Genomic DNA, 19048 nt, shown 5'->3' on the forward strand with positions numbered 1-19048 from the left:
TCTGGATGATCCGGGAAGGGTTGTGGGGCATGGCTGGCAAGACCGCGGAAGCGCCTGATTATTCGGTACCGGCCCTGGAAAAGGCGTTCGACATCATCGAACTGCTGGCCGAGCAGAAGGACGGGCTGAACCAGGGGCAGATTTCCGAAGCGGTCGGCCGCTCCATCCACCAGATCTACCGCGTGCTGCAGGCGCTGGAGCGGCGCGGCTACATCTTCCGCGACCGCCCGGCCGGGCTCTATTTCCTGTCGCCGCGCCTCTTCGAACTGGCGCACCGGCACGAGCCGTTGCGTGGCCTCGTCCAGGCGGCGCTGCCGTCGATGCGGCGGCTTTCCGACGCCATCCAGCAATCCTGCAATCTCGGCGTCCACAATGCCGGAAGGGTGCTGATCCTGGCGCAGGTGGAAAGCCCGGCGGCGTTCGGCTTCCGTGTCCGTGTCGGCGCCGAGTTTCCGCTGTTCGGCACCGCGACAGGCCGCACGCTGATGGCGTTCCAGCCGCAAGACAGAGTCAGCCAATGGCTGCAAGCCTCGGGTATCCCTGACGAAAAGGCCGAAATGCGCGATGCGCTTGCCCGCATCCGTGCCGCCGGCCATGAGGAGGTGGCTGACGGGCTGCAGCCGGGCGTCATCGATCTTGCCTTTCCGGTCATCGGGCCGTTCGGCCAGTCGGTCGCGGCGCTCACCGTGCCCTATGTGGCGACCACCTACAGCATGCTCGACCTTGCCACCGTGCGCCGCCACGCCGCGCAGGCGGCGCGGGAGATCGCGCTGGTGCTGGCGCCCGAGCCGGCAGGCCCAGGCGTGCCGTGACCGATCCCTCCGCGCCGGTCGTCAAGACCATCGCCATCGATGCCGAGCCGGCTGAGGTCTGGCGGGTGCTGACGACGCCTCAAATGATCCCGCAATGGATGTCGGACGAGGATCTGACCGTCAGCCTGGAGGGACATGAAGGCGGTACGATCGTGATACGCGGCGTGCTGCATGGAATGTCATTCGAAAACCACGGCACAGTGCGGGCGTTCGAGCCGGAGAGGCGGTTCGCCTACAGCTACTGGAGCACGCTGTCGGCCCCGCGCCTGGCGGACTTGCCTGAGAACCACACCGTGGTCAGTTTCGCCCTGGCGTCGGCGAATGGGGGAACGCTGCTGACGCTGACGCTCAGCAACTTCGCCGAACCGGCGATCCGTCCGCACGCCAATCTCTATTGGGGGCCGACCTTGCAGATCCTGAAGGCGGTCTGCGAGCGGCGCTCATGACGGCGGTCAGTCAGTCGGGATGAAGCGCAGGGTGCCTGCTCGGCGCGTCGGCCTGCCGGTGTCGTTCGTATGATTGACGCCATCCATGACAGGTACCTCCGGGAAATCGAATGGGCTTACCCCGTCCAGGCAAGCCACGTTCACGGCATACAGGTTCTGGTTCGAGCGTCGTTGATGATGTGTGTATATTCCGCAGCGGGAACAGAAGAAGTGCTGCGCCGATCCGGTATGGAAGCGATATGTCGTCAGGGCATCCTCTCCCTGCAGGATCTTGACCCCGCCCATTTCAGCCATCACGACGACGGCGCCTCGCATCCGGCAGTAGGAACAGGTGCAGCGGCGGATCGAATTGAAGCCGTCGCTGAGCGTGGCCTCGAAACGCACCGCGCCGCAATGGCACTGGCCAGCCCGAAGGTTCGTGTCGCCCACCATGTTGCCTGTGTCTCCTGTTCGGTCACTTCTACGTCCCCCTATATCAAATACTGGAGCACGCCAAAGCGCGCGGCCCGCGTCATAACCAAGGCCTTGCTCAATCCATCAGGGGCGACCGGCGTCTATTACGATGAGCTTGGTGAGCCCATGCTCGCCTCGAGGCTTGCCCGTGACCCGCAATTCCAAGATCGCGTGGTTGCCGAGACCCGGGATTTTCTTGCCAAGGTAATAGTTTAGGCGATGAAGTTAGAGCTTCAAGCCGCTTTGGGGTGCCGGGCCAGCGCGCGGATGCGGTCGGCGACCTTGCCGTCGATCGGGTTGTAGACGGTCAGGTTCAAATCCGGCCTGCCGTCGACCGCGAAGGACGAGTATTCCAGTTCGATGTCCCCCAGTTCCAGGTGCTTCAGGCGCTTTGTTCCGTCGCCATGGGCGAGCACGTCGTTCTCCCGCCACAGGGTGGCGAATTCGGGGCTGCCCTTGCACAGTTCGTCCACCAGCTGGGTGACCTCGGAGACCGCGCCGGCACGCGCCGCGTCGGCCCGGAACGCTCCCACCACGAAACGGGCGAGGTCTTGCCAATCATGCTGCTTGGCGCGGATGTGGGGCGTGAGGAACATGAAGCGCAGGATGTTGCGCCGGCCGGCGGGGATGGTGCTGTAGTCGGTCAGCACGACCTCCGCGGCGCGGTTCCAGGCAACGACGTCCCAGGTCGCGGTCTTGACCAGAGCCGGGCTGGCATCGAGCGTGTCGATGAGGCGCTGCAGCCGGGGGCTGACGCCCTCGTCGCCCCGGTAGCGGACCTCGGGCGGGCGGCCGAGCCCGAGCATGAAGAGATGTTCGCGCTCCGCCTCGGTCAAAAGCAGCCCCTTGGCGATGCGGTTCAGCACATCGGCCGAGGGCGCGCCGCCGCGGCCCTGTTCCAGCCATGTGTACCAGGTGGGGCTGATGTTGGCGCGCTGGGCGACTTCTTCGCGGCGCAGCCCCGGCGTGCGCCTGCGCCCGGAAAAGCCGAACGAGGCGGGATCGAGCCGGGTGCGCCGGTCTTTCAGGAAGGCTGCGAGCGAACCGGGGGAAGGCATTTTGTCAGGCACCCTGTTAGCAATTATACCATGATAAGATCACTACTTTAATGGAATAATAGACCGCCGATATTACGCAGGCAACCGCAGGAGATTTTGCATGCGTATCTTTTTGACCGGCGCGACCGGCTTCATCGGCTCCGCCATCGTTCCCGAACTCATCCAGGCCGGCCATCAGGTCGTGGGCGTCACCCGCTCCGACGCCGGTGCCGAGGCACTCACCGCCGCGGGTGCCGAGGTGCATCGCGGGACGCTTGAAGACCCCGAGAGCCTGCGCAGTGGCGCGGCCAAGGCGGACGCCGTGATCCACACCGCCTTCGACCATGATTTCTCGCGCTTTGTCGAGAATTGCGAAAAGGACAGCCATGTGATCGCCGCCCTCGGCGAAGCTCTTGCCGGATCCGACCGGCCGCTGGTGATCACCTCTGGCGTCGGCATGGGCAGCCCCGGACATGGCCAATTGGCGGTCGAGGATGTCTTCAACGCCAGCCATCCCAATCCGCGCATCGCCTCGGAACTCGCCGGCAATGCCTTGCTGGAGGCAGGCGTCAATGTGTCGGTGGTGCGCCTGCCGCAGGTGCACAATCCGGTCAAGCAGGGGCTCATCTCGCCGCTCATCGAGATCGCGCGGCAGAAAGGCGTCTCGGCCTATGTCGGCGAAGGCCGCAACCGCTTTTCGGCGGGGCATGTTCTCGACGCGGCGCGGCTCTACCGGCTCGCGGTGGAAAAGCGCCAGCCGGGCGCGCGCTATCACGCCGTCGGCGAAGAAGGCGTCGAGGTGCGCGCCATCGCCGAAGCGCTTGGCCGGGGCCTGAAATTGCCGGTCGTTTCGATCGCGCCGGAAAAAGCGGCGGAGCATTTCGGCTGGATGGCAATGTTCGCGCCGATGGACCTGCCGGCTTCGAGCGCGCTGACCCAGGCTCGGCTCGGCTGGCATCCGACCGGCCCGACGCTGATCGCCGATCTGGACGCCATGCGCTATTGAGGGGCTTCTTACCGTTCGAGGTCAGCGGAAGCCTCCCCGACCTCGTCATCCACGGGCGAAGCAGGAGCGAAACTCCGTCGCGGAGACCCGAGGATCCATGCCGTGACGTTGAACGAATGTGCAGCGGAGCAGAGTTCTGCACCGTGGCGGGGCTCAGGAGTCCCGGCATGGATCCCTTGGGCTGCGGAGCAGCTCCAGGGGTCTGCGCTGCGTCGCTTCGCTCCTTGCTCCGCCATAGGATGACGAAATGATGGAGGCCTGCGGTTCGTCAATGCAGGCACACCCGGCCATTAGACTTCTGTGCCAAGCTACTGGCGGAAGACGGTTCCTCTTTTCGGGATCACGCAGGGCTGACGGCATAGCGCAAATGAACAAGCCCATGCGCCAGGGCTTCGCAGCTTGTCAGCGACAGCTGCGTCTTGCCGGCGAGGCCGCTTTCGCCGAACTCGACAAAGCCCTGGTTTGCCGCCCGCGCATCGAGCGCGGGGGCGATGAGAAGGCTGAGCTCATCGACAAGCCCGGCCGCGAAGAAGGAGCCGTTGATGCCGGCGCCGCCTTCGAGCAGCAGCCGGCGGATGCCGAGTTCACGCCCGAGCACGTCGAGCATGGCGGCGAGATCGATGTCGGCCGTTTCCGACACGATATAGGACACGCCGTCGCCGGCAAGTTCCGCCAGATGGCTGTCGGAGACGCCGTGCCCGAGCAGCACCACGACATGGTCGCCGCCGACATCCGGCTTGGCGAAGTGGAGCTTGCCCGAGGCATCGAGCGCAACCGCATAGGTTCCCGCGTCGCGTCGCGCGAAATGGTGCGGCCGCTCGACCTTGCCGGCATGTGCCGGCGGGTGCGCTCCGGCCTTGCTCATCTCGGCCATGGTGACGCGACCGACGATCCAGGCGTCGCCTTCGAGGTCGCCGTGGATCTGTTCATACAGGCCTGACCACTCCGCCCGGGTCCCGTCCGGGCTGGCGGTGTAGCGGCTGGGATGAAGGCCGCCGTCGAGCGAGGCGAGCATATGGCAGATGATGTGCGGCTTCATGCAATTCTCCAGGGATGGGCTTGGGCGTGGTTCAAACTAGGGTCGTGGCCGGAGAATGGAAGCCAGGCAGCCCGGCTCGGCCAAAAATCCGACAATTCCGATAATTCGTCGCCCGGCACTGTTATATCGATGTTGCACAAATGGTTGACCCTGGGTTAGCATCCATTTGCTGATGCCGATGGGAGGCAGTTTTGCAACGGCGATCAGCTGGAGCGGCATGCGCCACCGGGCGCAAGGAGGATGCTCCAACACTTTGAACCGACGCATGATCCCTTCCCAGGACCGATCCCGGTCTTGGGGATTATGCGTCTCTGTGGAGGAGGATCAACCATGAACAGACGTGAATTCCTGATGACGTCCGTGGCCGCGGGCGCCATGGTGCTGGCCGCACGTTCGGCGTTCGCCGAGGAAAAGCTCACCATACTGGGCTCGGTGCCCAATCTCGGCTTTCCGTTCTTCGTGCACATGCTGAACGAGATCAAGGCGGAGGCGCAGGCTCAAGGGGTCAACCTGACCGAGAGCGACGGCCAGAACTCGGCCACCAAGCAGACCGCCGACATCGAGGCCGCCCTGGTGCAGAAGGTCAACGCCATCGTCATCTCGCCACTCGACGTCAACGCGCTGGCGCCGGCGATCGAGGAAGCGGTCAAGGCCGGCGTTCCCGTGGTGACGATCGACCGCCGCGTCGACGGTGTCGAGGGCATACTGGCCCATGTCGGCGCCGACAATGTGAAGGGCGGCGAGGCGGAAGCGCAGGCGGTCGTGGCGGCGTTCCCCAATGGCGCCAAGCTGTTCCACCTGCAGGGCCAGCCAGGCGCCGGTCCGGCCATCGACCGCAACAAGGGCGTCCACAACGTGCTCGATCCCTTGAAGGACAAGTACCAGATCGTCTTCGAGCAGACCGCCAACTTCGCCCGCGCCGAAGCGCTGTCGGTGACGGAAGCCGGCCTTGCCGCCAATGGCAAGCCGGACGCCATCATCTGCGCCAATGACGACATGGCGCTCGGCGCGCTCGAGGCGTGCGCGGCGCGCAACTTCACCGACGTCAAGATCTACGGCTTCGACGCGCTGCCGGAAGCGCTGGTTGCGGTCCGCGACGGCAAGCTCGCCGGCACGGTCGAACAGTTCCCCGGCCAGCAGTCGCGCACCGCCGTGCAGATCGCGGTCGCCTACGCCAAGGACAAGACCGAGCCGAAGGAGAAGCTGGTGCTGTTGACGCCGATCGTCATCGGCAAGGACAATCTCGACAAGGCCGAGAGGCTGAACGAGACGAAGTAGGGTTGTGATCAGCGCTGGTGTGACGTTGTTCCGCCAGCAAGGATCGATCGCCGAAGTTGGCGCCGCCCCTCATCCGCCTGCCGGCACCTTCTCCCCGTATAGTGACGGGGAGAAGGGACTCGCTCCAACGCTGGCGCCTCCCTCTCCCTGTCTCTATACGGGGAGGGGGTAAGGGTGAGGGGCAGCGCAGACGTCTCGTGTCTCAGGGAGCCACCCTTGCCAGCTGAAGCCGCACCTGTCCTGCTCGCCGTCGAGGGTGTCACCAAGCATTTCGCCGGCGTCACCGCGCTGAGCGACGTCTCGCTCGACATCCGCGCCGGCGAAATCCTCGGCCTGCTCGGCGAAAACGGCGCCGGCAAATCGACGCTGCTCAAAATCCTGTCGGGCGTCATGCCGCCCTCCAGCGGCCGCATCACTTTCGACGGCGCCGACTACGCACCGTCCAGCCCGCAGGATGCCAAGCGGCTCGGCATCGTTACCATCTACCAGGAACTCAGCCTGATCCCGACGCTGACGGTCGCGGAGAACATTTTCATCGGCCGCGCGCCGGTTGGGCCGCTCGGGCTGGTGAGCTGGCGCAAGATGGAGGATGACTCGCGCGCGATCATCGCCCGCGTCGGGCTTTCCATCGATCCGATGACGCCGGTTTCGGCCCTGTCGGTGGCCGAACAGCAACTGGTCGAGATTGCCCGCGCGCTGTCGCTGAAGAGCCGGCTGATCATCATGGACGAGCCGACCTCGGCGCTGACCGAGACCGAGGTGCAGCGGCTTTTGTCGATCATGGACCGGCTGCGCCAGGACAAGGTCGCCATCATGTTCGTCACCCACCGGCTGGAGGAAGCGTCCGCCATCTGCGACCGCATGACGGTGCTGCGCGACGGCAGGCTGGCCGGGCATCTCGACCGCGACAAGGGACGGCCGATCCAGTTGCCGCGGATCATCGAGAAAATGGTCGGCCGCGCGGCTTCCGAACTTTACGCGCGACCCGCGCAGCGCGCGGTGGCGGGCGATGTCGTGTTGTCGGTGCGCGGCCTGCGCACCGTGCGCGATCCCGAAGCGCCGCATGCCATCGTGCTCGACGGTGTCGACATCGACCTCAAGGCGGGCGAGATCCTCGGCGTCGCCGGGCTTGTCGGCTCCGGCCGCACGGAGCTGGCGCGGGCCATCTTCGGCGCCGACCGCATCGCGGCGGGAACGATCACGCTTGATGGCAGGCCGATCGCACCGGCATCGCCGGCCGACGCCATCGCGCTCGGCATCGGCCTGGTGCCGGAGGACCGCAAGCACCAGGCGATCTTTGCCGCCTTGGGCATCCTGCCGAATTTTTCCGTCGCTTCGCTCGGTACATTCAGCAACGGATTCGGCTTCATGGCCGAGCGGCGCGAGCGCGATGCGCTGTCGGGTTTCAGAAAAATGCTGTCGATCCGCATGGCCTCGGCCGAACAGGCGATCGAAGGCCTGTCGGGCGGCAACCAGCAGAAGGTGATCCTGGCGCGCTGGCTGGCGCGCGATCCCAAAGTGCTGATCGTCGACGAGCCGACGCGCGGCGTCGATGTCGGCGCCAAGGCGGAGGTCCACCAGATCCTGGTGCAATTGGCAGCGCGCGGCATAGCGGTGATGATGATCTCGTCCGAGCTGCCCGAGGTTCTGGCGGTGTCGGACCGCATCGTCACCATGCGCCGGGGGCGCATCACCGGCGAGATGCCGGGCGTCGAGGCAAACGAGGAAAAACTGATGGAACTGATGGCGCTCGACAAGTCGGATACGCTTGGGCAGGACGCGCAGGGACAGCCAGCGGAGGGACAGGCACGATGAGCATCGCCGAAGAGCAGAGCCAGCGCGGCGGCGCGACGATCGCGCGGCTGTTGATGAGTTTCGGGCCGTTGCTGTTCCTGGCGGCGCTGGTCATCGTCTTCACCGTGCTTAAGCCGAGCTTCATCGACCCGATCAACCTGTTCAACATCACGCGGCAGATCTCGATCACCGGGCTGATCGCGCTCGGCATGACCTTCGTCATCCTCACCGCCGGCATCGACCTGTCGGTCGGCTCGCTGCTCGCCTTCTGCGGCATGGTGGCGGCCGTCGTCGCCAAGGGCGGGGCGGCCAACACGCTGTCGCTGTCGACATCAGGCACGCAGGGCTATGGCTGGTTCGCCGCACTTCTCGCCGCCGTCATCGTCGGTGCCGCCGCCGGCGGCGTGCAGGGGCTTGCCATCACCAGGCTGAAAGTGCCGCCCTTCGTCGTCACGCTGGGCGGGCTGACGGTGTTTCGCGGGCTGACGCTGACCATTTCCAATGGCGGCCCGATCTCGGGCTTCGACGCCTCGATGCGCTGGTTCGGCACGGGGCTGATCGGCCCGGTGCCGGTGCCGGCGATCATCTTCGCCATCGCCGCCATCCTGTGCCACATCGTGCTGCGCTACACGCGCTATGGCCGCGCCGTCTATGCCGTCGGCGGCAATGCGGAGGCCGCACGGCTGTCCGGCCTGCGCGTCGACCGCATCCTGGTCTCGGTCTATGTCATCGTCGGCTTCTTCGCCGGCCTTGCCGCCTTCGTGCTGTCGGCACGGCTCAACTCCTCGGAAGCGGTCGCCGGCATCGGCTATGAGCTGACGGTGATCTCAGCCGTCGTCATCGGCGGCACCTCGCTGTTCGGCGGCATCGGCTCGGTCGGCGGCACGGTGGTGGGCGCGGCGCTGATCGGCGTGCTGCAGAACGGGCTGCAGTTCAACAATGTGTCGTCCTACACGCAGAGCATCGTCATCGGGCTGATCCTGATCCTGGCGGTGGCGTTCGACCGGTGGCTGAAATCGCGGGTGCGAAGGTGAGGGCTGCCATGAGGATAGCTTTAGCCGGAGCGTACCGAAGCATGGCAGTGGTGGCGATGCTGATGTCTCAAGCCCAAGCTGCGGACGCGCCGTATGATTGGAGCGACGAAGCGGGGGCGGAGTCCGCCAAGCGGATTATCGTGAAGTGCTTGGACGAGTTTGACGAGAGCAGGCAGATCGAACCGTGTGAATACAAGCCAAGCGACATTTGCGTCACGCAATTTGACAATGGGAGCGGAAACCAGCGTGCCCAGAACCAGTGTGCTTACTATTCGGGTATTGCCTGGGGCCAGGTTGTCGACGATGTCTATGCCCGCCTTGTGAAATCGGCAGGGGCTCCGAAGGACATAGCCAAATCGCAATCGATGTGGAGTGCGTGGAACGAGTTCGATTGCCACACCATTTCAGACTATGACGGCACGAGGGCCTCAATGGACTATGGCGCGTGCAAGACCAGACATGCAGCGGCAAGAGTTTTTGAATTGTTGGAGTTGATCCCGCATCAGTGATGGCTGCGCGAGCGCTCCTTTGCGGGGACGCCCAACCAGCCATCCTCAACAGGTTTGGGCGCCTACGCCGCCTCCCTTGCCCACAACTGATGGCGGTACCGACGGAAGAAGCGCGCCAAGAGGCGCTGCTGCCTGGCCCTGGTAAGGTCGGGCAGGCGCCGCTCCTGGCGCCAGCGCGGCATGTTGCGCCAGCAGGCGATGAAGCGGGTGGTATCCTCGATGGCTTCTTCCGCCGACAGGGCCGGGCCGATCGCGGCCAGGAACAGGGGCTCTGACTGCTTCAGCTCGTCGATGATGGCCTTGCGCCGAAAATGGTCCTGGCGGGCCTGCGCGATGCCGTTGCGGCGGATTGCTTCGAAGGCTTCGAGCAAAGCAGGGCTGTCGCCGGTGTAACCGCAGGCGCGGGCGAAATCGGCGGCATCCATCGTTGCTCCCGGGTCTGTGGCAGGCGACTCACATTTATTCAAGTATATAAGCATAACTCAAAAAATCATAGAAGAGAAACTTTTGGCGAAGTGTTAAAACTGCGACTCGACTCCGGGCTGAAAAGGCAGGAATATACGAACAAATCAGGAACAAATGGGGTGGAGAGGCAATGGCATTGCCGGGCAGGAAACCAGTCATCGCGCATGTCGTCTCGATATCGGTCGAGTGCGCCGATTGCGGCCGCAACAGATGGTGGAAACCCGATGAACTCCGGCGCTTCGGGGTCACGGGCAGCACGCCGCTGGCGGAGCTTTCGGGCCGCATCGTCTGCTCGGCCTGCCGCGCCGACGGGCTGCCGGGCACGGCGGTGTCGATCCAGGCCGCGTTCATCGACGAGCGCCAGCGGGTGCGCAGCGAGGCGCAGATGCTGAGCGAGCGCGAGGTGCTGGTGGAGGCGAGGCGGGCTTGAGGGGGCGGGGCAGGCGCTGGTTCTTCCTTCTCCCGCAAGGGGAGAAGGAAAAACCGCCCAGCCCCTAATACCCCAGCAATTCCTTCAGCGGGATAACCCGCCAGACATGCTTGATCGCGTAGCGGTTGAAGGTGATTGTCTTGGGCGGATTGTACTGCTCGACCACCAGCTCGCCCGCCGTGCGCTTGACCAGCTTCTTGATGAAGGCCTTGCCGTTGCGCTCGTTTTCTTCCGGAAATGTCTCGATCACCACATGGTCGCCGGGCACGGCGTCGCGGCCGCCGCAATAGATGAGGTCGCCGGGTTCGTAGCGCGGGACCATGGAATCGGAGAGCACGTGCAGCGCGAAGACCTTCGGCAGGTTGCGCACGCCCGGCGGGCGCTGCACGTAGCCGGCGGGCTCGCCGTTGAAGGTGAAGTCGCCGTCATCGCCGCCAACCGCGGCGCCCAGCACCTCGATATCCATTGATCCCGCGGGCATCGGGCCGGCATCGGTGACGATCTCGGCGTCGGCCACCGGGCCGGCATCGTCGAGGAAGACGACCTGTCCTTGGCCCAGCGCCACCGGGTCGACGCGCAGGAAGGCGGCGGTCTTCAGCAGGTTCTCGGTCTTGGGCAGGTTGCGCCCGGTTTCCCAATTGCCGACGGCGGCGACATCGGTGTCGTTGTGCTCGGCAATGTGGCGCATGACCAGGCCGCGCTGCTTGCGTGCCTGGCGTATCGCCGCCCCGACCTTGATCGACAGTTCCGTTTTTGCCATGGCGCCCATGTGAGCGATGAAAGCGGCTCTCGTCTATGAAAGAATGGCTTGCATCTATTTTTGAGTTATGCTTATATCTGGCCATGCAGAACCTGTCCAGCTTTGATGGCGCGGTAGCGCCGGCCTCCCGTGAGGCGCATCCGGCGACCGAAGTCGCCAGCCATTCCCTTCCGTCCCGGCCGTCCTCCTCCCCGGCCGGGGCGAAGCCCGAGCGCTCTGATGCCTCGGGTCCGGCCCGCCCGTCACCGGCGGCCGGAACGGCCGGAGCCGCCGCTCCCCTCGGCTCCGGCCCCCCATTCGACCGGCACGCTGCCGGTCCCTATGCCCGCTCCTGCATCCGCACGCAGGACGGCACCGTCATCCTGTTCGAGCCGATGACGGGCAGGGCGGTTTCCGCTCCCGACAGAAAGACAGCGGAGGCGCGGCTGGCGCGCCTCACCGCCGGGCACTCGATCCGCTCGGGCTGATCCGCCTCCGACTGATACCGGCGGCGAGCCGGCTTTCGCACCGAACACCCTGACCGTGGCCCTGACCGGGCCCGCACCCTGATGCCTGGCCGACGGCTCGCGCTCCCGAGTGCTGCCGAAGGCAGACCCTTGGATGGAGCCTGGACATGGCAAGCTACAGCGACGCCGAATTGCAAGAGATCGCCCGCTGGCTGAAGGATGGGCTTTCGGCCTCGCGGATCGCGGCGGCGTTCAGCGCGCTGCGCGGCAGTCCGGTCTCGCGCAACGCCATCATCGGCATCGTGCACCGCAACGCCATGCTGGGCGCGATCGGCTTTGCCAATGGCCGGCCGCAAGGTGCCGAACGGGCAATGCGAAAGCCGGCGCCCGCAAGGCCGGCGAAGGGCAAAACCAATGGCAAGACGGCCGCCGGGGCGGACGCCGACAAGGCCGCCGTCGCGCGCAAGAACAAGGTCCGGGCCAGGCACGATGCGTCGCCCGCATGGTTGCCGACACGCCTGTTCGTGCGCGAGGTGGGCGTGCTGATCGCCGATGGCGAAGCTTACCGCTTCAAGGTGCCGGCGCCGCAGCGCGGACCCATCGGCCGCCAGCCGCATGGCGTGGCGATGCGCTTCATCGACTGCCTGTTTTCCCGCTGCCGGGCGCCGCTCGACCTGACATTGGAGGAGGATCCGCAAAACGATGCGCCGGGCGGACGGCCGGGCGCCGAGATGCTGTGCTGCGGCATGCGCACGAAGGCATTGAAGAGCTATTGCGGCTACCACCAGGCCCGATTTCAGCGCCGGGTCTGCGCGTGAGCCTATTTCGGCATCTGGCGGCCCTGTTTGGGCATGCGGCTCTGCACCGTGCGTGCCTCCAGCCTCATGGCCGGGCCGCTGTCGGCAAGCAGAATGCCGGTGACGCGGGCGAAGCCGGTGAACACTTTTATGGCGTCGGATTCGGAGATCTGCGCCGCGATCGCGGCGCTGCAGGCGTTGAGCGCGCTGCGGTAGACATGGCCACGCCGCTCGATCGGCCAGCGCTGCAGGAAATCAGCGGCGTCGCTGACGCTGTCGATCTCTTCGACATGCCCGTCCAGCGACACTTTAAGCGGCACTCCGGTTTTCATCGTACCCATGGCATTCACCTTCGTTCTGGGCGCGGCTTTCAAGCCAGCGCTTATAAACGCGCGAGGCCGTCAGGCGGTTGCATTACCTTCGTGCCTGCTTCAGGGGTTGGCTGCGGCGTCGAGCCAGTCATGCGCGCGACTTCGCGGCTTGACCACCAGTATGCCTTGTTGCCCGGCGGCGCCAGTGAAGGCTTCGAAGGCGGTGCGCGGGCAGCAATTGCCCTCGACCGCCTGCCTGACCAGCCGCGCGGCGTCGAGAAAGGCGGGGGCTGTCTTGTCGGGCCACTGGTGCTGCAACGCCGTCTCGGCTTCGGCCACCGACCCAACCAGCATGGTCTTGTTGTCGCAAAAGCGCAGCGTAACCGGTATGAAAGCTGTCATCGGCAAACCTCCCCTTGGCGTGGACGCGTCATAACGTGCGGGCCGGCGGCTGGTTCCATCAGTATGCGTGCAGATATGGGGCCGGCATGAGCGAGCGGCCCTTCATGCAGCTCTATGTCTCCGATTTCGTCGGCGACACGCTTCAACTCTCCACCGAGCAGATCGGCGCCTACATGCTCATTCTGATGGCGATGTGGAATGCTGGCGGCCGGCTGCCCGATGATGACGCCAAACTGGCGCGCGTGGCGCGCCTGTCGCTCAAGAGATGGCGTGCCATCAGCGCCGATCTGTTGACCTTCTTCGAGCGCGAGGCGGGCGAGATCGGCCACAAAAGGCTGACGAAGGAGCTGCACAAGGCGCTGGTCAAAAGCGAGGCGAGGGCCGCCGCCGGCGCACGCGGCGGGGCCGCCACCGCCTTGAAAACAAAGGCGCATGCGGGACCAAATGCCGGCGCGTTGCCGCGGCATTCTCCAGACTCCAGAAACCAGAATGAAAAAGCTTCCGCTTTTTCCCCTGAAAATGCGGAAGCTCTTTCGGCTCAAGGAGCACAAGCGGAGGCGGTGTTCTCCCGGGAGAAGGCGGAGCCTTTGTCCCGCGCGGGCAAGACAGCTCCCGCTTTCCCGGGGAAGAAACCCGGCTGGGTCAGGCCGAAAACCCACACCGACGCCGCCAACGCCATCATCGAGGAGATCCGCAGCCATGACCGCAGCCGAACTGCAGCAGGCGACGAAGGCGCTGGCCGCGATGTTCTCCTGCTTCCCGCAATCCGCCCTGACTGATGTCGAGATGCAGATGCGCGGCTATCTCGGCGCGGTGCGCGACGCCGAGCTTGCCGATCTGCAGGCCGCCATCCAGCGCTTCGTGCGCGGCGAGGTGAGGAGCGGCAACGCCCAGTTCTGCCCGTCGAGCGCCCAACTCTGCATCGAAGTGCGGGAGAGGAAAACGATGCGCGAGCTGATGGCAAGAAGGGCGGCGCAGGCGCCCGTGAAGCAGGTGACGGGATGAGGTCGGCGGGACAAGCGACCTCTCCACCAAAAACACCATACCTCAAACCCAAGGAGCCTCCCCATGCCCAGGAAAACCAAAGCCGCCAAACCGCAGGCGCCGAAACTGCCGAAGGGCGAGGCCGAGCAGGTGCGCATCCGCCGCGAGATCGGCCATGATTTCGCGCTGAGCGACGACGCCTTCGGCCGCAAGCGGCTGGCCGCCGGCACGGCTGAAGCACGGCGCGTCTACGAGGTGTCGAATGACGGTCACACCTCGACCGGAGGCATCGTGCGGGTCCGCACTGTCGATCCGCTCATCGGCATCACCTCGCTGTCGCGCCAGCAGCGCGAGGCCGGCCAGCGCTACCGCGAGGATTTCCAGTGCTGCCAGCAGGCGAGCGTCAAACCGATGCGCTGGAGCGAACGCGTCGACGGCGGCCGCAAGGGCGGCGGCATCGCCGACAGCGTGCTCGACGCCGGCCGCGCCCACGCCGCCGCCACACGGGCGCTGGGTCATTGGGAGGTTGCCGTCGTGGTGCAAAAAGTCTGCTGCGCGGGGGAGTCGGTGAAAGGTGTGGCGGAACAGACCGGCGAGGGCCGCGACGTGGTGACGAAGCTGCTGAAGGTCGGGCTGGACCTCCTGGCGGTGCACTATGGGATGATGATGGGGCGGCGGTGAGGGGTGACAGAGCCGTAACAATCCGGCCGGCAATGCCGGCCGGATCCGCTTTACAGGATCAGGTCATCGGCAGACGCGGATTTCCTCGACTATCCGGTGGTGGTGGTGGCGCCAATGACTGACCAGTTCGAGGTGGCAGCGGTGGTGCCGGTGGAAATAACGCGGCCTGTACCTGTAGCCGTCATTATAAGGGTCATAGGGGCCATGGACATAGCGGCCGCCATAGTTCCCATCGTAATAGTCATTGCCGTAATCGTTGCCGTAGCCGCCGATGTCGATAAACACGTGGCTGCGGGCCTCGGCGGGGGCGATCATCGCCGCGGCCGACGCAACGGCGCGACCTCGTTCCATGGATTCGCAGGGCAATCCATGTGGGCGCCGGGCGCGGATGCCCAGCTTCACTTTACCGAAGCGGCGGCATCCTCGATGACCGCGGTGACTTCCGACGGATGCGACATCGGGAGCAAATGGCCGCCGTGGATCTCAACGACCTTGGCGCCCGAACGTTTGGACATCCGCCGCTGCAGATCCGGCGCAATGGTGCGGTCCTCCGTGGCAATGGCTGCCCAGCTTGGCGTATTGTGCCATGCCGCGGCTTCGGCCTTGTAGCCGAAAATCGCCGTGTTCGCAGGCGTCTGGAACATGGCGGTATAGCGTGCCTCGGCCTCGGGCAGGCCGTTCGCCACATCGGCGATCCAGGCGTCGGGCTTTACAAGGTAGAAGCCGTCCTTGAACACGGTAAGCGCGTCCGCCGGCAGCTTGCCGGGGATGGAGGCATTGAGGAAGCCCAGGCTTTCGCCGATCTCGGGCTGGAACGCCGCCACGTAGACGAGGGCACGGACCTGCGGCTCGGTGCCGGCCTGGCTGATCACCATGCCGCCATAGGAGTGACCGACCAGCACGACGGGACCATCCTGCGCGTCGATCGCGCGGCGGGTGGCGGCGATATCGTCCTGAATGGAGGTCATCGGCAGCTGCACCACGGTGACATGATACTTGTCGGCTGTCAGGCGGTCGTAGACGCCGCGCCAGGCGCCGCCATCCATGTTCATTCCGTGCACGAGCACGATATTGCCGGCTTTCGCCGCTGCGGGCGCGGGCAGTGCCGCGGCGGCGGCAACAATCATGAGCGAGGCGAGAAGGGTGCCGATCCTGTCCATTTTGGAGCTCCGGTTGGTTGGAGCCAGAGACCTAAGGCGAATTGCATTTCGCCAGTAGAGTGATTTATATGAATGGGTCTATCACGCTGGCTGATAAATGGATCGTCGCGATATCGCCGACCTGCTCGTGTTCCAAGCCATTGTGGAGGCGGGCAGCTTCACGCGGGCCGCTTCCGTCATGGGGCGTGCGCAGTCCGGGCTGAGCCAGACAATCAGTGCATTGGAGGCGCGGCTGGGCGTGCCCCTGCTTGCGCGCTCCACCCGCAGCGTGCGGCCAACCGAGGCGGGCCGCCGCCTGCTCGATCGGATCACGCCTTCGCTGCGCCAGATCGAAAGCGGGCTGCTGGAGTTGCAGGACAGCCGCGACCAGCCGTCCGGCACGTTGCGGCTGACCGTGATGGAATATCCGGCGCGTGCCATCCTGGTGCCGGCGCTGAGCGAATTCCTGGCCAGCTATCCCGGTGTTCGGGTCGACATCCATGTCAGCGATCGGTTCGTCGACATCGTCCAGGGAGGGTTCGATGCCGGCATTCGCTTCGGAGCGCATCTGGAGAAGGACATGGTGGCTGTTCCGGTGGGCCCGGATGTCAGCGCGGCCATTGTCGCCGCGCCGGCTTACTACCTCAGGAGAGGCCGGCCCGTCCGGCTCGAGGATCTTGCGGCGCATGACTGCATCAACTTTCGCACGGCAAGCCATGGCGACGTTTACCGCTGGATGTTCAGGGACGGCGCGCGCACGGTCGACGTGCCGGTCGAGGGCGCCGTCATCGTCAATGATGCGCCCGTGATGATCGAAGCCGCATTGGCTGGCCTGGGGCTGGCCTACATCTTCGAAACGCACGTTGCCGGGCATCTCGCCTCGGGGCGTTTGGAAACGTGTCTGGAAACGTTCTGCCCCGTCTGGTCGGGCTATCATCTCTACTATCCGAGCAGGCACCAGAAATCGGCCGCGCTTACGGCCCTCGTCGAGCATTTGCGCTACAGGCGGCATGCGTGAACGGTTTTCTCGGGAAAGCGCGGTGCGCTTTGTCCGGCGTCAAAACAAAGAGCTGGAGCGTTTCGCCGTTTCCGTGAAACGGTGAAATGCCCTAGCGCCCCAGCCTCCCCATCCGCAGCGCCAGAAACTCCACGAACAGCCTTGCCCCAACCGGCAGCTGCCGTCCGAAGGCATGTACGATGTGCACCGTCTCATGCAGCCGCTAACCACCCCTTCGCGTAAAGCGTCTCGAAGGCAATCCTAACCTGCCGCCGCGAGAAGTGTTTCTTGCGTTCGCTCCAAGCATGGACCTTATCAGCAGCATCCTCGGCGCTTGCTGCTTTTTCGTTCCTCACGACCCAATGAACGGTCGCAAGCAGTTCAAGGCCGAAAGGCGTCTCGAAACCTTCTACAAGGTCTCCGACACGATCGAAGCGGGCGACCGTTTCGCGTTGTTTAGCAAGAAATAACTCGGCGTCCTTCACAGCACCCGGAACCAACTCAATCTGCTTGTCGGGCGCATCGCCGCCATCGGCGTAGCCGGAAACGAGGTGGCCCTCGACCGAACGCAAGACGTGCCGCAGATTCTCGGCGTATGGACCGTAAGGAGCCTTGGTGTACTGCAGGCGCAGGGGTTCGCCTGCTTCCTGCATGAAATACATGAGTTTGTGGACTTCGAGCAACGTCACGAATGGGTCCATCAGCCCGCTCAGATACCTATGCATCAGCACGACGAGCGCAGCGCGACCTGCCGTCATGTTTGGCACCTCACGCGACTTTGTAGTTACGGGCGCGCTGGTTGGCTCATAGACGATTACATTCAGATTGGTGATGCCGCGTAGCGCATCTTCGATGCGCGGCCGCACGTCGCCCCATTTCAACCCGCCGAGGCCGCTGCCGAGTGGTGGGATGGCGATAGAACGGATGCCGCGCTCGCGAATCTCTTCGACAAGCGCCTTGAGGCCGGACTCGATATCCTCCATCCGGCTCTTGCCGCGCCAGTGGCGCTTCGTCGGGAAATTGATGATGAACTTCGGATTGGTCAGGGTTCGGGTTTCGAAGACGAACATCTTGCCTGGCTGCACTTCTTCGCGCACGCAGGCGGCCTCGTAGGCCCTGAAGTTCTCCGGAAAATCATTCTTGAACTGAAGGGCAATACCGCGGCCCATGATACCGACGCAGTTGACCGTATTGACGAGCGCTTCCACGTCCGCCCTCAAGATGTCGCCAGTCCTGAATTCGATCATCGCCATCTCGTTCTCAATAGTACCATTCTCGTTTTACCCTGACCGGCGGACGATGTGTGTTCGCACCGAATGCGGCCATGGCTCGGGCACCGATCTTTTCCGATTGTACACCGATCCCACGGATCAGTTTCCACGGAAAGCCTTCATGCATGAGAAATTCCGCCATCTTGTGGTCGCGGCAAGACATCCATTGCCTCGTGGTAATCGCATCCCAATTCAATTGATCGAGCCGCGCCAAATCGTCATAGAAGTCAGCAGCTCGATTGGCGGCATTGATATCTGTAAAGGCCCATTTCCTCTCGATCCTCGACGCCCATTCCACCACTTCGCGCATGTCCGCCATCAGGTGCACGACCGGCCCTTGCCCATCGCGGTAAGGAACATTGGGATTATTACGCTTGGAAATCACATAGAGCATCACCGAACGCGGGCAGAGGTAGAAGGGGACGTAATCGCCAACGCATGTTCCCGGATGGCAGTCCACCGGAAGGTGAAGCCGGTCCATCTTGATTTCATTGTTACCGATGACAGCCGCGCCTTGCCGTTTCACCATCACCGCGTCTGGCCAGAGAAACCCGTCCTTCACGATCGACGCAAGATTATCGACATGAACGATGTGATAGATCTTGGGCTGCGCGGGAATGGGCATCGTCAGGTGCCGCCCCCCTCATTCGGAATCCAATTGATGTCGTCGCGACTCATACCAACCGTTCTTTATCGCTTCGCGACAAGCCTAACGCTCAGCATCCTAAGATGCAGAGGTCAAATTACCGGCTTCGTGAAGCCGTTTGTATTCTTCGATGGCCAGCACGACCACGACCGGGCGACCATGCTTTTCAACCACGACTGGTTCCGCCCGCGCGAGATCGATCAATCGCCCGAAACCATACTTGGCTTCCTTGGCGGACATGCTCTGCACTGCTAGCTCTCTATCCGAATCATAGTGCACTTTTGGCCATTTTGGCCTATTTATCAATTGAA

The 19048-nt window shown here is 64.3% G+C and carries 26 protein-coding genes; 14 read left to right on the top strand and 12 right to left on the bottom strand.

Annotated elements, in window-relative coordinates; genetic code table 11:
• Positions 1-29 precede the first annotated feature (29 nt).
• On the top strand, positions 30-812 hold the full coding sequence (locus EB231_RS14445) for an IclR family transcriptional regulator (RefSeq protein ID WP_172349390.1): 783 nt from the start codon (positions 30-32) through the stop codon (positions 810-812).
• Positions 809-1258 carry an SRPBCC family protein gene (locus EB231_RS14450; RefSeq protein WP_172349391.1) on the top strand — a complete coding sequence of 150 codons (450 nt, stop codon included), beginning with the start codon at positions 809-811 and terminating at the stop codon, positions 1256-1258. Before EB231_RS14445 ends, EB231_RS14450 begins: the two co-directional genes overlap by 4 nt.
• Positions 1259-1264: 6 nt before the next feature.
• On the opposite strand, the gene EB231_RS14455 is transcribed toward EB231_RS14450, so the two are convergent.
• Complete coding sequence (locus tag EB231_RS14455; RefSeq protein WP_172349392.1) at positions 1265-1690, bottom strand: GFA family protein; 426 nt, start codon at positions 1688-1690, stop codon at positions 1265-1267.
• Between the two features lie 254 nt (positions 1691-1944).
• Positions 1945-2769, bottom strand: coding sequence for a helix-turn-helix transcriptional regulator (locus tag EB231_RS14460; protein WP_172349393.1), 825 nt, complete (start codon positions 2767-2769; stop codon positions 1945-1947).
• Positions 2770-2869: 100 nt separating this feature from the next.
• Here EB231_RS14460 and EB231_RS14465 point away from each other — a divergent pair, with 100 nt between their 5' ends.
• Complete coding sequence (locus tag EB231_RS14465) at positions 2870-3754, top strand: SDR family oxidoreductase (RefSeq protein WP_172349394.1); 885 nt, start codon at positions 2870-2872, stop codon at positions 3752-3754.
• A 340-nt stretch (positions 3755-4094) separates the two neighbouring features.
• Here the strand turns inward: EB231_RS14465 and EB231_RS14470 are convergent, their stop codons facing one another.
• Positions 4095-4793: a RibD family protein gene (locus tag EB231_RS14470; protein ID WP_172349395.1), complete on the bottom strand. Its 699-nt coding sequence runs from the start codon at positions 4791-4793 to the stop codon at positions 4095-4097.
• Positions 4794-5123: 330 nt separating this feature from the next.
• On the opposite strand from EB231_RS14470, the gene EB231_RS14475 reads away from it, so the two are divergent.
• The 4 genes from EB231_RS14475 (at position 5124) to EB231_RS14490 (ending at position 9408) form a co-directional block, all read left to right on the top strand.
• Positions 5124-6071: a substrate-binding domain-containing protein gene (locus tag EB231_RS14475; protein WP_172349396.1), complete on the top strand. Its 948-nt coding sequence runs from the start codon at positions 5124-5126 to the stop codon at positions 6069-6071.
• Between the two features lie 216 nt (positions 6072-6287).
• Complete coding sequence (locus EB231_RS14480; RefSeq protein WP_172349397.1) at positions 6288-7886, top strand: sugar ABC transporter ATP-binding protein; 1599 nt, start codon at positions 6288-6290, stop codon at positions 7884-7886.
• Positions 7883-8899: an ABC transporter permease gene (locus tag EB231_RS14485; RefSeq protein WP_056571062.1), complete on the top strand. Its 1017-nt coding sequence runs from the start codon at positions 7883-7885 to the stop codon at positions 8897-8899. The genes EB231_RS14480 and EB231_RS14485 overlap by 4 nt, the downstream gene beginning before the upstream one ends.
• A 41-nt stretch (positions 8900-8940) precedes the next feature.
• Positions 8941-9408: a lysozyme inhibitor LprI family protein gene (locus tag EB231_RS14490; protein ID WP_172349398.1), complete on the top strand. Its 468-nt coding sequence runs from the start codon at positions 8941-8943 to the stop codon at positions 9406-9408.
• Between the two features lie 62 nt (positions 9409-9470).
• Here the strand turns inward: EB231_RS14490 and EB231_RS14495 are convergent, their stop codons facing one another.
• Entirely contained in the window at positions 9471-9833 is a 363-nt protein-coding gene (locus EB231_RS14495; protein WP_246740951.1) for a hypothetical protein, read from the bottom strand.
• Positions 9834-10003: 170 nt separating this feature from the next.
• Here EB231_RS14495 and EB231_RS14500 point away from each other — a divergent pair, with 170 nt between their 5' ends.
• Entirely contained in the window at positions 10004-10303 is a 300-nt protein-coding gene (locus tag EB231_RS14500; RefSeq protein ID WP_140774096.1) for a hypothetical protein, read from the top strand.
• Positions 10304-10367: 64 nt separating this feature from the next.
• Here EB231_RS14500 and EB231_RS14505 read toward each other — a convergent pair whose 3' ends face one another.
• Entirely contained in the window at positions 10368-11072 is a 705-nt protein-coding gene (locus EB231_RS14505; protein ID WP_056571070.1) for an XRE family transcriptional regulator, read from the bottom strand.
• Between the two features lie 26 nt (positions 11073-11098).
• Here EB231_RS14505 and EB231_RS14510 point away from each other — a divergent pair, with 26 nt between their 5' ends.
• Together EB231_RS14510 and EB231_RS14515 are read left to right on the top strand one after the other, a co-directional pair.
• The gene (locus EB231_RS14510) at positions 11099-11530 is read left to right on the top strand and encodes a hypothetical protein (RefSeq protein WP_172349400.1); all 432 of its coding nucleotides are present in this window, start codon (positions 11099-11101) and stop codon (positions 11528-11530) included.
• A gap of 146 nt (positions 11531-11676) precedes the next feature.
• A complete protein-coding gene (locus EB231_RS14515; protein WP_172349401.1) occupies positions 11677-12327 on the top strand; it encodes a GcrA family cell cycle regulator in 651 nt (216 codons plus the stop codon).
• A gap of 2 nt (positions 12328-12329) precedes the next feature.
• On the opposite strand, the gene EB231_RS14520 is transcribed toward EB231_RS14515, so the two are convergent.
• On the bottom strand, positions 12330-12647 hold the full coding sequence (locus EB231_RS14520; protein WP_172349402.1) for a DUF982 domain-containing protein: 318 nt from the start codon (positions 12645-12647) through the stop codon (positions 12330-12332).
• Positions 12648-12737: 90 nt separating this feature from the next.
• Positions 12738-13019 (bottom strand): DUF982 domain-containing protein, encoded by a 282-nt coding sequence (locus tag EB231_RS14525; RefSeq protein ID WP_172349403.1) that lies wholly within the window; start codon positions 13017-13019, stop codon positions 12738-12740.
• Between the two features lie 86 nt (positions 13020-13105).
• Between EB231_RS14525 and EB231_RS14530 the strand changes: the two genes are divergently transcribed.
• From EB231_RS14530 to EB231_RS14540, 3 genes are all read left to right on the top strand, one after another.
• Positions 13106-13798 (top strand): YdaU family protein, encoded by a 693-nt coding sequence (locus tag EB231_RS14530; RefSeq protein ID WP_172349404.1) that lies wholly within the window; start codon positions 13106-13108, stop codon positions 13796-13798.
• Positions 13719-14024, top strand: a complete 306-nt coding sequence (locus EB231_RS14535) for a hypothetical protein (protein ID WP_172349405.1) — start codon at positions 13719-13721, stop codon at positions 14022-14024. The genes EB231_RS14530 and EB231_RS14535 overlap by 80 nt, the downstream gene beginning before the upstream one ends.
• A gap of 63 nt (positions 14025-14087) precedes the next feature.
• On the top strand, positions 14088-14684 hold the full coding sequence (locus EB231_RS14540) for a DUF6456 domain-containing protein (protein ID WP_172349406.1): 597 nt from the start codon (positions 14088-14090) through the stop codon (positions 14682-14684).
• Positions 14685-14747: 63 nt separating this feature from the next.
• Here EB231_RS14540 and EB231_RS14545 read toward each other — a convergent pair whose 3' ends face one another.
• Together EB231_RS14545 and EB231_RS14550 are read right to left on the bottom strand one after the other, a co-directional pair.
• Positions 14748-15035: a hypothetical protein gene (locus tag EB231_RS14545; protein ID WP_172349407.1), complete on the bottom strand. Its 288-nt coding sequence runs from the start codon at positions 15033-15035 to the stop codon at positions 14748-14750.
• 47 nt (positions 15036-15082) lie between these two features.
• The gene (locus EB231_RS14550; RefSeq protein WP_172349408.1) at positions 15083-15844 is read right to left on the bottom strand and encodes an alpha/beta fold hydrolase; all 762 of its coding nucleotides are present in this window, start codon (positions 15842-15844) and stop codon (positions 15083-15085) included.
• Between the two features lie 97 nt (positions 15845-15941).
• On the opposite strand from EB231_RS14550, the gene EB231_RS14555 reads away from it, so the two are divergent.
• Positions 15942-16841, top strand: coding sequence for a LysR family transcriptional regulator (locus tag EB231_RS14555; protein ID WP_172349409.1), 900 nt, complete (start codon positions 15942-15944; stop codon positions 16839-16841).
• A 191-nt stretch (positions 16842-17032) separates the two neighbouring features.
• Here the strand turns inward: EB231_RS14555 and darG are convergent, their stop codons facing one another.
• From darG to EB231_RS14570, 3 genes are all read right to left on the bottom strand, one after another.
• Complete coding sequence (gene darG, locus EB231_RS14560) at positions 17033-18073, bottom strand: type II toxin-antitoxin system antitoxin DNA ADP-ribosyl glycohydrolase DarG (protein ID WP_246740952.1); 1041 nt, start codon at positions 18071-18073, stop codon at positions 17033-17035.
• Positions 18074-18080: 7 nt separating this feature from the next.
• Positions 18081-18716, bottom strand: coding sequence for a type II toxin-antitoxin system toxin DNA ADP-ribosyl transferase DarT (gene darT, locus EB231_RS14565; RefSeq protein ID WP_172349410.1), 636 nt, complete (start codon positions 18714-18716; stop codon positions 18081-18083).
• A gap of 99 nt (positions 18717-18815) precedes the next feature.
• The gene (locus tag EB231_RS14570) at positions 18816-18977 is read right to left on the bottom strand and encodes a type II toxin-antitoxin system Phd/YefM family antitoxin (protein ID WP_246740953.1); all 162 of its coding nucleotides are present in this window, start codon (positions 18975-18977) and stop codon (positions 18816-18818) included.
• Positions 18978-19048 lie beyond the last annotated feature (71 nt).

The organism is Mesorhizobium sp. NZP2298 (assembly GCF_013170825.1).
Classification (GTDB): Bacteria; Pseudomonadota; Alphaproteobacteria; order Rhizobiales; family Rhizobiaceae; genus Mesorhizobium.

What these genes read in the sequence shown, in the direction of transcription:
- darG (WP_246740952.1), bottom strand. Translation starts at nt 18,073, where the DNA reads ATGGCGATGATCGAATTCAGGACTGGCGACATCTTGAGGGCGGACGTG.
- EB231_RS14515 (WP_172349401.1), top strand. Translation starts at nt 11,677, where the DNA reads ATGGCAAGCTACAGCGACGCCGAATTGCAAGAGATCGCCCGCTGGCTG.
- EB231_RS14455 (WP_172349392.1), bottom strand. Translation starts at nt 1,690, where the DNA reads ATGGTGGGCGACACGAACCTTCGGGCTGGCCAGTGCCATTGCGGCGCG.
- EB231_RS14495 (WP_246740951.1), bottom strand. Translation starts at nt 9,833, where the DNA reads ATGGATGCCGCCGATTTCGCCCGCGCCTGCGGTTACACCGGCGACAGC.
- EB231_RS14540 (WP_172349406.1), top strand. Translation starts at nt 14,088, where the DNA reads ATGCCCAGGAAAACCAAAGCCGCCAAACCGCAGGCGCCGAAACTGCCG.
- EB231_RS14555 (WP_172349409.1), top strand. Translation starts at nt 15,942, where the DNA reads ATGGATCGTCGCGATATCGCCGACCTGCTCGTGTTCCAAGCCATTGTG.
- EB231_RS14530 (WP_172349404.1), top strand. Translation starts at nt 13,106, where the DNA reads ATGAGCGAGCGGCCCTTCATGCAGCTCTATGTCTCCGATTTCGTCGGC.
- EB231_RS14525 (WP_172349403.1), bottom strand. Translation starts at nt 13,019, where the DNA reads ATGACAGCTTTCATACCGGTTACGCTGCGCTTTTGCGACAACAAGACC.
- EB231_RS14470 (WP_172349395.1), bottom strand. Translation starts at nt 4,793, where the DNA reads ATGAAGCCGCACATCATCTGCCATATGCTCGCCTCGCTCGACGGCGGC.
- EB231_RS14520 (WP_172349402.1), bottom strand. Translation starts at nt 12,647, where the DNA reads ATGGGTACGATGAAAACCGGAGTGCCGCTTAAAGTGTCGCTGGACGGG.
- EB231_RS14445 (WP_172349390.1), top strand. Translation starts at nt 30, where the DNA reads ATGGCTGGCAAGACCGCGGAAGCGCCTGATTATTCGGTACCGGCCCTG.
- EB231_RS14500 (WP_140774096.1), top strand. Translation starts at nt 10,004, where the DNA reads ATGGCATTGCCGGGCAGGAAACCAGTCATCGCGCATGTCGTCTCGATA.
- EB231_RS14505 (WP_056571070.1), bottom strand. Translation starts at nt 11,072, where the DNA reads ATGGGCGCCATGGCAAAAACGGAACTGTCGATCAAGGTCGGGGCGGCG.
- EB231_RS14475 (WP_172349396.1), top strand. Translation starts at nt 5,124, where the DNA reads ATGAACAGACGTGAATTCCTGATGACGTCCGTGGCCGCGGGCGCCATG.
- EB231_RS14490 (WP_172349398.1), top strand. Translation starts at nt 8,941, where the DNA reads ATGGCAGTGGTGGCGATGCTGATGTCTCAAGCCCAAGCTGCGGACGCG.
- EB231_RS14545 (WP_172349407.1), bottom strand. Translation starts at nt 15,035, where the DNA reads ATGGAACGAGGTCGCGCCGTTGCGTCGGCCGCGGCGATGATCGCCCCC.
- EB231_RS14510 (WP_172349400.1), top strand. Translation starts at nt 11,099, where the DNA reads ATGAAAGAATGGCTTGCATCTATTTTTGAGTTATGCTTATATCTGGCC.
- darT (WP_172349410.1), bottom strand. Translation starts at nt 18,716, where the DNA reads ATGCCCATTCCCGCGCAGCCCAAGATCTATCACATCGTTCATGTCGAT.
- EB231_RS14570 (WP_246740953.1), bottom strand. Translation starts at nt 18,977, where the DNA reads ATGTCCGCCAAGGAAGCCAAGTATGGTTTCGGGCGATTGATCGATCTC.
- EB231_RS14485 (WP_056571062.1), top strand. Translation starts at nt 7,883, where the DNA reads ATGAGCATCGCCGAAGAGCAGAGCCAGCGCGGCGGCGCGACGATCGCG.
- EB231_RS14535 (WP_172349405.1), top strand. Translation starts at nt 13,719, where the DNA reads ATGACCGCAGCCGAACTGCAGCAGGCGACGAAGGCGCTGGCCGCGATG.
- EB231_RS14550 (WP_172349408.1), bottom strand. Translation starts at nt 15,844, where the DNA reads ATGGACAGGATCGGCACCCTTCTCGCCTCGCTCATGATTGTTGCCGCC.
- EB231_RS14465 (WP_172349394.1), top strand. Translation starts at nt 2,870, where the DNA reads ATGCGTATCTTTTTGACCGGCGCGACCGGCTTCATCGGCTCCGCCATC.
- EB231_RS14460 (WP_172349393.1), bottom strand. Translation starts at nt 2,769, where the DNA reads ATGCCTTCCCCCGGTTCGCTCGCAGCCTTCCTGAAAGACCGGCGCACC.